Below are 13011 nucleotides of genomic sequence, written 5' to 3' on the forward strand. Positions count from 1 at the left end.
TCTCCGCCGGGCCGGCGGGCCGTCCTGACCCGCGGTGCGTACGGTCACCGCTTCGACCGGCGCCTGGCCGGCGGGATCGCGCAGGTCAGCCGGGCCGTGCAGGTACGCCGTCCCGCCTCGTCACGGATGACGATCTCGTACGTGGCGGTGTGCGTGCCCACGTGCAGCGGCCGGCACTCGCCGGTGACCCGGCCCGAGCGCGCGCCCCCGTGATGGGTGCACGACAGTTCCTGCCCGACGATGATCCGGTCGGCTCCCGCGTGCGTCCAGGCCGCGAGCGAACCGAGCGTCTCGGCCAGCGCGGCGTTGGCCCCGCCGTGCAGCAGACCGATCGGCTGGCGGTTGCCCGCCACCGGCATGGTGCCGATCACCAGGTCCGGCTCGCAGACCTCGATCTCGATGCCGAGGCGCTCCACCAGTTGCTCGTCGGCATAGGGCGGCAGGACCTCGACCGGTCCCAGGGCGGTCTGTGTCATGACCCGCCCCCTCAGCTCGCGGAGACGGGCTCGGGCGACGCCGCGGACTGCTCGTCGACCGCTTCGTCCGCGGCGCCGGCCGACGGCTTGCCGCCCTTGAGCAGGCTGCCGACGACCACGGCGGTGACCGCGCAGGCCGCCGCGACGATCCACATGGTGGTGTGCAGGCCGGCGGCGTAGGCGTCGGCCATCGCGGTCACCGCCCGGTCCCGCACCTCGCCCGCGGGCAGGGTCTCGGCGGCCTCGGTGAGTCCGCCCTGGAGGGCGCGCGAGGTCAGCGCGTCGGCGCCGCCCCGGTAGGCGGAGACCGCGTCGTCGTCGAGCGCGCTCTTGGTCAGCGCCGTGACGAGCGCGCCGAGACCGGCCATGGAGACCGCGTCCGAGGTGAGCCGCACCGTGTTGAACATGCCCGCCGCCATGCCCATCCGCTCCGGCTCGACGGCCGACACGGCCGCGCCGTCCAGGATGCCCAGCGAGATGCCGTAGCCGATGCCCAGGAAGAGCAGCGGGCCGGCGAGCGCGAGGGCCGAGGCTCCCGGCTCGACCATGGTCAGCCAGGCGGCGCCGACGGCGGAGAAGGCGAGCAGCACGACGAACAGGGTGCGCTGCGGGACCTTCGGCGCCAGGACGCCGGTGATGGCGGGCATCACGAGCGAGGGGCCCGTCAGCAGCAGCAGGACGAGGCCGATCCGGACCGCGGACAGTCCGCTCGTGGAGGTCAGGTAGGGCGGCAGCACGATGACGAGCGCGACGAAGCTGAACGCCAGCACCAGCGGCACCAGGCAGACGGCGAGGAACTGCGGGCGGGCGAAGAGGTCCAGGTCGAACATCGGGTGCTCGGAACGGCGCTCCACCACCACGAAGGCGACGAGCAGGACCAGGCAGCCGGCCGCCGAGGCGAGCACGACCGGGTCGGTCCAGCCGCGGCCCGGCCCCTCCACCAGGGCGAGGACGAACAGGGCGATGCCGAGGCCGAAGACGAAGGTGCCGGCCCAGTCGAAGCGCGGTCCGCGGTTCGGTTCCGTACGGGGCAGCAGCGGAGTGCTCAGCAGGACGAGTACGGCGACCCCGGCGAGCACCAGGAAGACCGAGCGCCAGCCCCACAGGTTGACCAGGACGCCGCCGAACGTCGGGCCGAACGCGAGCCCCGCGCCCAGGAAGGTGCCGAACAGTCCGAAGGCCTTCGCCCGGGCGGGGCCGTCGAAGGCCTGGGCCACGATCGCGGTGATGGAGGCGAGGGCCGCGCCGCTGCCGAAGCCGGAGACGGCGCGCGCGACGTCGAGCAGCAGGATGTTGCCGGCGAGGCCGGAGACGGCCATCCAGAACGCGAAGAAGGCCATGCCCCAGGTGAACATCCTGCGGTGGCCCACGCGGTCGGCGAGCGAGCCCATGGCCGCGAGGCTGCTGGACGCCGTCAGCATGTAGCCGTCGACCACCCACTGGGCAGCGGCGAGGGAGCTGTGCAGGTCGGCGCCGATGTCGGGGACGGCCACGGACGGGCCGGTCACCACCAAGGTCATCAGCGGGCCGACGACGCACGCCGCGGCGAGCGTCGCCCGCGGGTTGCCGGTGGACACGGAGAATCACCCCTGTTCTGATCTGTATCGGTGTCAGGCATGTGTAAGAACCCTGGCATAGAGTAGGAGTCTGACCATAGGCGGTGTCAATGCCGTATGGCAGAGTTCTGTATGAAGGCGATGTCCTGTCACACGTCCTGTCACACGGATCGGTCGGCAGGACTCCACGGGCACACGGGAGAGAGGGGCGCACGAACATGCGCAGGATCCAACTGGGCGGATCGCAACGGACTTTCGCGGCCGTCGGCATCGGCTGCATGGGCATGTCCTGGGGCTACGACGAGCTGGGCCGGGACGAGGACGAGTCCGTCGCGGTCGTACGGCACGCGATCGACCTCGGCGTCGACCTCGTCGACACCGCCGACCAGTACGGCCCGTTCACCAACGAGCTGCTGGTCGGCAAGGCGCTGCGGGGGCGCCGCGACGACGTGCTGCTCGCCACCAAGGGCGGGCTGGTCGTGGACGACCCGGCCACGTACCGGAGTCACCGGGACGGCCGGCCGGAGTATCTGCGCGCCGCCGTCGACGCGAGCCTGGGACGGCTCGGCGTGGACCGCATCGACCTGTACCAGCTGCACCGCGTCGACCCCGAGGTGCCCATCGAGGAGAGCTGGGGCGCGCTCGCGGAGCTGGTGAAGGAGGGCAAGCTCGGCGCGATCGGGCTCTCCGAGGTGTCGGTGGAGGAGATCGGCCGGGCGCAGGCGGTCCACCCGGTGGCGTCCGTGCAGAGCGAACTGTCGCTGTGGAGCCGGGAGGCCCTGAACGACGGCGTGGTGGAGTACTGCGGGCGGGAGGGCATCGCCTTCATCGCGTTCGCCCCGCTCGGCCGCGGCTTCCTGTCCGGCCGGATCAGCAGCCCGCAGGACCTGCCGAAGGTCGACGGGCGGCACCGGATCCCGCGGTTCCAGCCGGAGGCCATCAGCGCGAACCAGGCCATCGTCGACCGGATCCGGCAGCTGGCCGACCGGCTGGGGGCGACCGTCGCCCAGGTCGCGATCGCCTGGGTACTGGCCCAGGGCGAGCACGTGGGCGTCATTCCCGGCACCAAGACGCGCCGCTACCTGGAGGACAACGTGAAGGCCGGCTCCCTGGTCCTTGCGCCCGAGGCCCTCGCCGAGCTGGCCGCCCTGCCGGAAGCGGTCGGCGCCCGCTGACCCCCCTCCCCGGCGCGGCGCCGAGGGGGGCGCCCCGTTCGAGGCGCCCCCCTCGGCACACCCGGCGACTACACCGGCTGGCGGCGCGTGCCGGCCGTCAGGGTGGCCGGGACGACCGGCCAGCCCTTCTCGGCGGCGTGGGCCGTCATGCGCGGGTTTCCGCCGACGACCGCCGGATGGCCGACCATGCTCAGCATGGTCAGGTCCCCCGGGTCGTCGCCGTACGCGTAGCAGTCGGCCGGGTCCGCGCCGAACTTCGCCAGCGCCTGTCGGACCGCGTCCGCCTTCGCCGGGCCGAACATGGCGTGCCGGATCGCACCGGTCATGCGCCGGTCCGCGTCCAGCTCCGGCTCCGTGCACAGGACCAGGTCGACGCCCAGGTCCTCGGTGATCGGGAGGAGCGTCGCCGGCCAGGAGCCGGAGACGACCACGGTGTGGTGGCCCGCCTCCTGGTGGCGGCGCAGCCGGGCGACCGTCGGCTCGATGAACGGCGCCCCGCGCTCGCGCAGTTGCGCGTACCACTCCCGCGCCTCGTCGACCACGTCGTCCCAGCAGAGGCCGGCGTGCAGCTCGTAGAACTTGGTCACCACCTCGACCGGTGTCACGCCCGTCGCCGCCAGCCGACGCAGCGGCTCGACGACCCGCTCGTACGCGGCGCCGGTGAGGTCGCCCTCGCGCTTCATCCGGTACCGCAGCAGCGAGAACGGCGTCTTCATGGCGATGAGCGTCTCGTCGGCGTCGAAGAACGCCACCACCGGGCGGGAATGGCCGGTGACGAGGGAAGGGAAAGCGGCTGGCGTGGTCACGTCCTGCTCCTGAGGTGGACCGCTCGGGCGAGCAGTCGGGTGATGGCCTGGGGTCGTTCGGGGTCGGCCCGCGCGAGCAGGTGGCCGTCGGGGCGCACGATCGCCGCGGCGGGCCCCGGACCGAGCGCCCGGGCCAGGACCCGGGGGACGGCACGGGTCAGATCGAGGACCGGGGTCCCCTCGGGAAGCTCCCCGCGGACCCGGTCGCGGGTCCGCTGCCAGCCCGCCGGCGGGGTCCGGGTGCCGGGCCACAGCAGCACGGTGTGCCGGTCCCGGTCGATCGTCGGCCAGCCACCGCTGTCGAGCCGCGGGGCGGCCGGGCGGCCCCCGGTGTCCGAGACCCTCAGCGGCATGCGGGGATGGCGGTCGCCGGCGTAGCTGACGGCCGTCTGGCTCAGCTGCGGGGCGAGCTTGCGCTGGAAGAGCCCGGTCCGGTCGGCCGCCGTGAACGCGACGTCCCGCAGCGCGGTCTTCGCGGGCGTGTTGACCAGGCCCGCCTTGGTCAGCAGCGCCGTCGAACGGGCCACCTCGTGGGAGACGGCGCGGCGTTCGGAGTCGTACGAGTCGAGGATCGGCTCGCCGAACTCCCCCCGGACGACGCCGGACAGTTTCCACGCCAGGTTGAACGCGTCCTGCATGCCGGTGTTCATGCCCTGCCCGCCGGCCGGGCTGATCACATGGGCGGCGTCGCCGGCGAGGAAGCAGCGGCCGCTGCGGAACGCGGAGGCGATCCTGACCCGCACCCTGAAGGAGCCGCTCCACAGCAGTTCCTCGACGCGGCTGCGGCCTGCCGCCCGGTCGTCGACGACCTGCTGGAACATCGCGCGGGGCGGCGGGTGGTCCTCGTCGTACGCCTCGTGCGGCACGCTCAGCGCGATGCGGTGGACGCCGTCGCCCATCGGGCCGAGCACCATGGCCCCGCTCGGCGCGTAGCAGTAGTGCGACAGGTCCTCGGAGAGCGTGGTGGTCAGCCGGGCGTCGGTGATCGCGAACGACACGTCGACCGGCGGGCCGTCGTAGCCGATGCCCAGTTCCCTGCGGACGGTGCTGTGCGCGCCGTCCGCGCCGACGAGCCAGCCCGGCTCCAGCTCCTCGGTCCGGCCCTCCTCGTGCTCCAGCTTGACGGCGGGGCCGTCCGCCGTGTTGTCGAGGGCGGTGAGCCGGACGCCCTGCTCGACCTGTCCGCCGAGCGCGGTGAGCCGCCGGCGCAGCACGGCCTCCGTGTCGCTCTGCGAGAGGGTGAGCGCGAACGGGTAGGGCGAGTCGGGCAGTTTGCTCATCCAGGCGGTCGCCAGGCGTCGGCCGCGCGAGTAGAAGGCCGTGCCCGCGAGGCGGTGCCCGGTGTCGAGCAGTTCCTCGGTGACCCCGATCCGGTCGAGGAGTTCCAGGTTGCGCGGCCAGATGACGTTCGCGCGGGAGTGCGCGGTGTGTCCCCGGCCGGCGTCCACGACGCGGACCGGGATGCCCTGCTGGAGCAGTTCGCACGCGACGACCAGACCGACCGGCCCGGCGCCGACCACCAGGACGGGCCGGTCGGCCCGCACCTGTGTCAGGCCGCCCACATCAGGCCCCCGTTGACCTCGACCACGCTGCCGTTGACGTACGAGCTGTCCTGCGAGGCGAGGAACACGGCGGTCGCCCCGATCTCGGAGGGACGGCCGAGGCGCCCGGACAGCAGGCGGCCGCGGTAGCTCTCCCAGGCGCGGTCGTTCGAGGCCAGCTCCTTGCCCATGCCCTCGTCGATGTACCCGGGCGACAGGCAGTTGACGGTGATGCCCTTGGGGGCGAGTTCGGCGGCGGAGGTGCGGGTGAACATCTCCACGGCGGCCTTGCTCGCGCTGTAGGCGGCGGCACCGACCGCCGCCCGGCCGGCGACGCAGGACGACACGTTGATGATGCGGCCGCCGACGCCGGTCGCCTCGCGACGGGCGACCATCGGGCCGATCACCGCGCGGGTGCAGAGGAAGACACCGGTCAGATTGGTGGCGAGTGTGGTGTTCCAGTCGGTCACCGACAGCCGGGCGATCTTGCCGTCGCGGCTGACGCCCGCGTTGTTGACGAGGACGTCGACACCGCCGAACGTCTCGACCGCGGTGGCGGTCAGTTCGGCCACCGAGGTCTCGTCGGTGACGTCGGTGGGGTGGAAGAGCAGCCGGTCGCCGTGGTCGTCGGCGAGTTCCTTGATGTCGTACGGGTTGCGCGCGGCGACCACGACCGAGGCGCCCTCGGCGAGGAAGGCCTCGGCCATCGCCCGCCCCAGGCCTCGTGTGCCGCCGGTGATGACGGCCGTCTGTCCGTCGAGCCTCATGATTCTCCGTCCGATGCTGCGTGTGGTGTGCGTGTGGGGGCCGGGCCGTCAGTACCAGGTCAGCAGCGCCGCGCCCGCGGTCATGCCGCCGCCGACCGACGCCATCAGGACCCGCTCACCGCGCCGCAGCGGCCGCTCGCGGTGCGTCGCGTGCAGGGTGAGCGGCACCGAGGCGGCGACCGTGTTGCCCAGGCGCGGAGCGGTGTACGCGACGCGGTCCGGGTCGATGCCGGCATCCGTCACGAAGGTCTCCAGGAGCCTGGTGTTGGCCTGGTGGAAGACGAACCGGTCGACGTCCTCCAGGGCGAGCCCGCAGTCGTCGAGGGTCAGGGCGGTCAGCTTGGCCAGCACCGAGAGGGCGTAGTCGCGCACCGCGCGGCCGTCCATCCGGAAGTAGTGCTTGCCGGCCGCGCGGGCCTCGGCGTCGAGTGGGGTCCGGGTACCGCCGCCCTCCACGCCCACGTAGTGGTGGAACTCCCCGTCCGTGACGAGGCGCACCGACTGCAGGCCGTAGCCCTCGGGCACCTCGCCGAGCAGGACCGCGCCCGCGCCGTCGCCGAAGAGGCTCACCGTGCGCCGGTCGGACCTGTCCATGATCGTGGAGAACATGTCGGCGCCGACCAGGAGCACGTACTCCCCGTGCCGGGCGGCCTTCAGCAGCCCCTCGGCGACCGAGAGGCCGTAGAGGAAGCCGCTGCAGACGGCGTTGATGTCGAAGGCGGGCAGGAGGGACAGCCCCAGCTTGTGCTGGAGGATCGCCGCGGTCGACGGCTGCGGCACGTCCGGGGTGCTGGTCGCCACGACCAGCGCGCCGAGCCGTTCGCGGACCTCGTCCGAGACGCCGTCCAGCGCCTGGCGCGCCGCGGGCAGGGCGAGGTCGGACGTGGCGGTGCCGGGCTCGGCGTACCGCCGCGTGAGGACGCCGGTCCGCTCGGTCACCCAGGACTCGGGCATGCCGGTCCAGGCACTGATCTGCTGGTTGTCGACCACCCTGTCGGGTGTGTGGGAGCCGATCGACAGGACACCGACGGGCATGGTTCACCTTCCCTGCGCTACGTGATGGGTGGTGGATGCGTGCGGCACGGGGCGTCAGTGGCCCATGCCGAGCCCACCGCTGACCGGCAGCACGGCGCCGGTGATGTACGAGGCCTCCTCGCCGGTGAGGAACCGCACGGCGGCGGCCACCTCGTCGGCGGATCCGGCCCGGCCCAGCGGCGTCATCGCCAGGTACTGGTCCATGCGGGCCGGCCGCACCTCGCGCAGCATGTCCGTCTCGACGAGCCCGGGGGCGACGACGTTGACGGTGATGGCGCGGCTGCCCAGTTCCCAGGCGAGGGAGCGGGCGAGTCCGACGAGGCCGGCCTTGGCGGCGGTGTAGTTCGTCTGGCCCGGCGAGCCGGTGAACGCGACGGCCGAGGAGATCAGCACCAGCCGGCCCCAGCGCCCGCCGAGCATGCCCCGGGCCGCGTGCCTGGCGACCCGGATGACCGACCGCAGGTTGGTGTCGAGGACGGTGTCGACGTCGTTGTCGTCGAGGGCGAGCAGCAGCCCGTCCCGGGTGATGCCGGCGTTGGCGACCAGCACCTCCACCTCGCCCTGGGCGGCCGCGACCTCCTTGAAGGCGCGTTCCACCTGCGCCTCGTCGGTGACGTCGCAGCGCACCCCCAGCAGCCCCTCGGGGGGCTCGCCGGTGCGGTAGGTGACGGCGACCCGGTCGCCGCGTGCGGCGAGCGACCGGGCGACGGCCAGGCCGATACCGCGGTTGCCGCCGGTGACGAGGACGGAGCGGCCCGCGGGGCCGGGAGCGACCGTCATGCCGGCGTCACCACGATCACGGCGTTCTGCCCGCCGAATCCGAAGGAGTCGTTCACCGCCGCGCCGATCTCCATCGGCCGGGCCTCCTTGGCCACCACGTCCACCCCGATGCCGGGGTCCAGGCTGTTCAGGTTGGCCGTCGGCGGGACCAGGCGCCGCTCCACGGCGAGCACCGTGTACACCGCCTCGGCGGCTCCGGCGGCGCCGAGCAGATGGCCGACGGCCCCCTTGGTGGAGGTGACGGCGGGCTTCTCGCCGAAGACCCGGCGGAGCATCCCGGCCTCGGTGATGTCGTTGAGCGGGGTCGACGTGCCGTGCGCGTTGACGTGGTCGACCTCGGAGGTGTCGACGTGGGCGTCGGCGAGCGCCGCCCGTACGGCCCGCTCGGCGCCGCCGCCGGTCGGGTCGGGCGCCGACGCGTGGTGGCCGTCGGCCGAGGCGCCGAAGCCGGAGACGAGGGCTCTCGTCCGGGCGCCGCGCGCCCGCGCGTCCTCGACCCGTTCCAGGACGAGCATCGCCGCGCCCTCCCCGGCGACGAACCCGTCGCGGTCGGCGTCGAAGGGGCGGGAGGCCGACGCCGGGTCGTCGCGCCGGGTGGACAGCGCGCCCGCCCGGGCGAGGCTGGCCATGGCGGTCGGGGACATCGCGGCCTCGGCGCCGCCGGCCAGGACGATGTCGCAGACCCCCGATTCCAGCAGCGCGCGGGCGTACCCGATCGCCGTGTTGCCGGAGGCGCAGGCGGTCGACACGACCTGGTTGGGGCCGAGCGCCTTGAGGTCCATGGCGATGTATCCGGCGGTCATGTTGACCGGGCCCATCACCATGAGCAGCGGCGAGACGAACTCGGGGCCGTCGGCGAGGTGGTTGGCGTTCTCGCGTTCGACGGTGGACCAGCCACCGAGCGAGGTGCCGACCACCACGCCGACGCGGGGGCCGTCCCAGGCGGCCGGGTCGAGCCCGGCGTCCTCGACGGCCTGCCGGGCGGCGACCACGCCGAAGTGGCTGATCGGGTCCATGCGGACGGCGCTGCGCCGCCCGAGAAGGGCCCCGGCGTCGAAGTCCGGTACCCGGCAGGCGAAGTCGACCGGCAGACCGGCGAGGCCGGGGTCGGTGGCCGCGGTGGACTCACCGGACCAGACCCGCGCGAAGTTGGCCTCGACGCCGAGGCCGGCCGGGGTGACCAGCCCGACTCCGGTGACGGCCACGTCGAAGCGTTTCGTGCGCCCGCCCGGGCGCTGCGTCGGTATGCCGGTCATCAGGCCACCGCGACCTTGCCGTCGATCTCGGCGAGGATGTCGGCGAAGGTGTTCTCCGAGGTCAGCGCCGTCTCGTCGATCTGGACCCCGAACTCCTTCTGGACGATGACGCTCAGCTCGATCAGCGCGAGGGAGTCCAGGTCGAGGTGGTCGAAGGTGGAGGTGGTGTCGAGTTCCTCGGGCATCACGCCGAGCTTCTCGGAGACGAGGGCGAAGAGACGGTCCTGGTGTGCGGACATGACGGTTCTCCTTGGGAGTCGGGTTGTTGTCGGGTGAAGCGGTTCGGGTGCGGACGGTCAGCGCCTGCTGACCACGGCCGCGGTGAAGGTGAATCCGCCGCCGCCGTTGAGCACGAGGGCGTACGCCCCTCTCGCCAGCAGGTCCGAGCGGGCCAGGTCGGCGAGGGACGCGTTCAGGTCGCCTGCCCCCACGTGTCCGGTCGCCCGGCCCAGGTCGAGCACCTTCGCGGAGGTGACGTCCCTCAGCGGCGGGAGGTAGGCCTCGTCCATCGCCTTGGTGCCCAGGCGGGGAATCACGGCGTGGTGCAGCCGCGGGTCGTCGCCGGTGAGCCCGGCGTCGGCCAGGCACTCCTCGACGACGGCACGGATGCGGTCGGCGGCCGTCTTGACGAAGAACTCGACGCCGTACGCCTTGATGAAGGCGCGCTTGGTCCGCCGCACGTCGATCATCGGGCTGTGCCCCATCGGCGTCGCGTTCAGCTCGTCGTCGCCACGGTGCATCACCTCCAGTTCGGAGGCCGTCCGGGTGGCGAGCGAGTGCAGCAGCAGGTCCGGCGGGACGTCGTGCGCCGAGCCGGGTTCCGCCGCGGGCCCGGTGCGGTGGACGAGGACGGCGGTGGCCGCGTCGCCGGCCGCCATCCCGTAGTCGCTGCGCCAGCGGTGCCAGCTGGGCATCAGGAAGCGGTCGGCGGTGGTGACCAGGGCGGGACCGGCCGCCGGGTCGCCCTGGAGCCGGCCCGCGGCCAGTTCGATGCCGATGGCGCCGCCGTTGCACTGCTGGAGCAGCCCGATCGGTACGGCGTGGTCGGCGCCGATCCGGCGGGCGATGTAGTGCGGGGCGGACCAGGCGTCGTGGCCCTGGTGGTGGACGCTCGCGTGCAGGACCAGGGAGAGCGCGTCGGGGCGGACGCCGGAGAGCGCGAGGAGCCGGTTCGCGGCCTGGACGGCCATGTCCGGCGGCGCGGTGTCCTCGCTGACCGGGAGGGAGGTGTAGCCCAGCTCGCGGGCGGTCCGGGCGTCGATGTCACCGGCGGCCACGGCCTCTTCGGCCGTCTGGATGCCGTCCGGGTACCAGGCCGTCGCCGAGAGACCGAGGGGAGAGTCCAGTCGCACGGAGGTCACCTGCCGTCCGTGCCGGGCAGCGGGAGGGCCGCGACCTCGATGTCGGCCGTGCAGACCGACTCCCCGTCCTGCCGGAAGTCGACGGTGAGGCGTTCCTCGGCGAAGGACGTGACGGAGACCGTGACCGGGCTGTCCAGCTCCACGAAGCGGCGGAACGTGGCGCCGAAGGCGCGGGCGTACCGCTGCCCGGCGGGTCCGCCCGCGGCGAGGACCGCGGCCTGGCGCGCCGCCTCCATCAGGGCCATCGCCGGTACGTGGTCCAGCGGGTGGTCGTACATGGCCGCGTGCCGCACCGGTACGTCGAGCAGGGCCCGCAGGGCCGTCGGGGCGGTCGGTCCGTCGGGGTGCCGTGCCACGTCCGTGAGGACGACGTTCTCCGTCCGCTCGCGGCCCACCAGGGCGGGTGCCACGGGCGTACCGGTGCGGATGGCCGGCCTGTCGGAGGAGAGTGGCGGCACGGAGCCGCGGCTCTTGGCGCGGTGGGCGGTGTAACCGTCGCGGCTGAGGTATCCGGCCGCGACGACGCTGGTCCCGGCCCGTCGGCCGCCCACCAGGAAGACGCATTCGAGGGTGGCGGCCAGCAGTCTGGCGCCGCGCCGCTTGAGGTCGCGCGTGGTGATCTCGACGACGAGTTCGTCCGGGGCGTCTCCACCGGCCCGCAGGGCGTCGAGGTCGGTGAACTCGGTGGTCCAGTCGCTGATCAGGAAGGAGGTGTCGTACGGGACGTCCAGCCACTGGTGCGCCACGACGGTGACCGCCTGGCGGGCGGCCTCCAGGAGGAAGAGCGGGTCGATCAGCGCGGGCCGCTGTGTGTGGTCGTTGTAGTAGCTGTGCGCGCGGGGCGCCTGGACGGCCACGGCGTAGGCGTCGTCACCGCGCTGTACGGCGTCGGTCACGAAGACCTCCATGACGGCCCGGCGGTGCACCAGGACGCGGTCCATGGGCCGCTGGTAGGCGAGTTCGGCCGCGGCCGGGACCGCTTCCGTCGGCTCCTGCTCAGCAAGGGTCATGCCCGGTTCCGTTCGTCCGTGGGTCTGCTTCGGCGGCCCCCGAGGGGGTATGAAGCAACCTTCACAGCCCCTTCTGGGGTTTCGACTGCGAATGACGGGGCAGACGACCAAGGCCTCACGTGTGGTCGGCTTTAGAGCCGCTGAAGGTTCACTGAAGACCGGCCGTGAGACCGCCGGACACAAGAGAAGGCCGCCCCTGACAGGGACGGCCTTTCTTCGTTCACGGGTACGGACTGCGGTTCTTCCGGCACCCACCGGGGAACGGCTCTTCCCGTACGGGTGCCGGGTGCGGGCGGGTTCGGCCGGCGGGGCTTCGGTTCAGGGCGTTTCGACCGCGAGGACGACCTTGCCCCGCACATGGCCGGTTTGCACGAGTTCATGGGCGCGGGCCGCGTCGGCGAGCGGGAACTCGGCGCTCACGTGGACCCGGACCTCGCCGCGGTCCGCCATCGCCACCAGCTCGGCCAGGTCGGCCGGATCGGGGCGGACGAACACGTAGCGTCCGCCTAGCCCCGTCACGTCACCGGAGATGGAGGCGAGCCGTCCGCCCGGCCGCAGCAACGCCGGGGAACCGGCCAGGGTGTCCCCGCCCATGAGGTCGAAGACGGCGTCGACACCCTCCGGGGCCAGAGCGCGCACCCGGTCGGCGAGCCCGGGGCCGTAGGTCACCGGCTCCGCGCCGAGCGACCGGAGGAAACCGTGGTTGTGCTCGCCGGCCGTGCCGATGACGCGCGCGCCGAGGGCGCGGCCGATCTGGACGGCGAGCGAGCCGACCCCGCCGGCCGCCGCGTGGACGAGCAGCACGTCACCGGCGCCGACCCCCAGATGGCGGCGGAGCGCCTGGTACGCGGTGAGTCCGGCGGCCGGCAGTCCGGCCGCCTCCCGCGCGTCCAGGGAGCGCGGCCGGTGCGCGAGGGTCCGGACGGGCGCGGCCACGAACTCGCCGTACGTGCCACGCTGCATGTGGTCCGCGCGGACGTAGCCGACGACCTCGTCCCCGGGGGCGAACTCGGTGACGCCGAGGCCGGTCCGTTCGACGACGCCGGACAGGTCGCAGCCCATCACCATGGGGAAGTAGGACTCGAACCAGTCGTCGATGTAGCCCTCGCGGATCTTCCAGTCGGCGGGGTTGACGCCCGCGTACCGCACCCGGACGAGCACGACGTCCGGGCCGAGGCGCGGCTCGGGGAGGTCCATGAGCTCCAGGACCTCCGGACCTCCGTAGCGCTGGATGGCGATGGCCTTCAC

General features: G+C 73.2%; 13 protein-coding genes. 1 reads left to right on the forward strand and 12 read right to left on the reverse strand.

The window, feature by feature from the left end; genetic code table 11:
- Positions 1-44 precede the first annotated feature (44 nt).
- Both ACGH52_RS15960 and ACGH52_RS15965 read right to left on the reverse strand, forming a co-directional pair.
- A complete protein-coding gene (locus ACGH52_RS15960) occupies positions 45-476 on the reverse strand; it encodes a hotdog fold thioesterase (RefSeq protein WP_059302074.1) in 432 nt (143 codons plus the stop codon).
- An 11-nt stretch (positions 477-487) separates the two neighbouring features.
- On the reverse strand, positions 488-2053 hold the full coding sequence (locus ACGH52_RS15965; RefSeq protein ID WP_399940024.1) for an MFS transporter: 1566 nt from the start codon (positions 2051-2053) through the stop codon (positions 488-490).
- A gap of 197 nt (positions 2054-2250) precedes the next feature.
- Between ACGH52_RS15965 and ACGH52_RS15970 the strand changes: the two genes are divergently transcribed.
- Positions 2251-3207 carry an aldo/keto reductase gene (locus ACGH52_RS15970; RefSeq protein WP_121703953.1) on the forward strand — a complete coding sequence of 319 codons (957 nt, stop codon included), beginning with the start codon at positions 2251-2253 and terminating at the stop codon, positions 3205-3207.
- Positions 3208-3275: 68 nt separating this feature from the next.
- On the opposite strand, the gene ACGH52_RS15975 is transcribed toward ACGH52_RS15970, so the two are convergent.
- The 10 genes from ACGH52_RS15975 to ACGH52_RS16020 all read right to left on the reverse strand — a co-directional run bounded on the left by ACGH52_RS15975 (position 3276) and on the right by ACGH52_RS16020 (position 13011).
- The gene (locus tag ACGH52_RS15975; protein WP_079252608.1) at positions 3276-4013 is read right to left on the reverse strand and encodes an HAD family phosphatase; all 738 of its coding nucleotides are present in this window, start codon (positions 4011-4013) and stop codon (positions 3276-3278) included.
- Positions 4010-5575, reverse strand: coding sequence for an FAD-dependent monooxygenase (locus ACGH52_RS15980; protein ID WP_399940028.1), 1566 nt, complete (start codon positions 5573-5575; stop codon positions 4010-4012). The genes ACGH52_RS15975 and ACGH52_RS15980 overlap by 4 nt, the downstream gene beginning before the upstream one ends.
- Entirely contained in the window at positions 5563-6321 is a 759-nt protein-coding gene (locus ACGH52_RS15985) for an SDR family NAD(P)-dependent oxidoreductase (RefSeq protein WP_076974735.1), read from the reverse strand. The genes ACGH52_RS15980 and ACGH52_RS15985 overlap by 13 nt, the downstream gene beginning before the upstream one ends.
- Positions 6322-6369: 48 nt before the next feature.
- The gene (locus ACGH52_RS15990) at positions 6370-7356 is read right to left on the reverse strand and encodes a 3-oxoacyl-ACP synthase III family protein (RefSeq protein ID WP_399940031.1); all 987 of its coding nucleotides are present in this window, start codon (positions 7354-7356) and stop codon (positions 6370-6372) included.
- A gap of 54 nt (positions 7357-7410) precedes the next feature.
- The gene (fabG, locus tag ACGH52_RS15995; RefSeq protein WP_210977678.1) at positions 7411-8136 is read right to left on the reverse strand and encodes a 3-oxoacyl-ACP reductase FabG; all 726 of its coding nucleotides are present in this window, start codon (positions 8134-8136) and stop codon (positions 7411-7413) included.
- Positions 8133-9392: a beta-ketoacyl-[acyl-carrier-protein] synthase family protein gene (locus tag ACGH52_RS16000; RefSeq protein ID WP_399940035.1), complete on the reverse strand. Its 1260-nt coding sequence runs from the start codon at positions 9390-9392 to the stop codon at positions 8133-8135. The genes fabG and ACGH52_RS16000 overlap by 4 nt, the downstream gene beginning before the upstream one ends.
- Entirely contained in the window at positions 9392-9631 is a 240-nt protein-coding gene (locus tag ACGH52_RS16005; RefSeq protein ID WP_059302083.1) for an acyl carrier protein, read from the reverse strand. Before ACGH52_RS16005 ends, ACGH52_RS16000 begins: the two co-directional genes overlap by 1 nt.
- A gap of 57 nt (positions 9632-9688) precedes the next feature.
- Entirely contained in the window at positions 9689-10744 is a 1056-nt protein-coding gene (locus tag ACGH52_RS16010) for a ketoacyl-ACP synthase III family protein (protein ID WP_076974866.1), read from the reverse strand.
- Between the two features lie 5 nt (positions 10745-10749).
- Positions 10750-11763, reverse strand: a complete 1014-nt coding sequence (locus ACGH52_RS16015) for a ScbA/BarX family gamma-butyrolactone biosynthesis protein (protein ID WP_399940038.1) — start codon at positions 11761-11763, stop codon at positions 10750-10752.
- Between the two features lie 318 nt (positions 11764-12081).
- Positions 12082-13011: an NADP-dependent oxidoreductase gene (locus ACGH52_RS16020; RefSeq protein ID WP_399940041.1), complete on the reverse strand. Its 930-nt coding sequence runs from the start codon at positions 13009-13011 to the stop codon at positions 12082-12084.

This window comes from Streptomyces sp. BBFR25, assembly GCF_044590125.1.
GTDB classification, from domain to species: domain Bacteria; phylum Actinomycetota; class Actinomycetes; order Streptomycetales; family Streptomycetaceae; genus Streptomyces; species Streptomyces canus_D.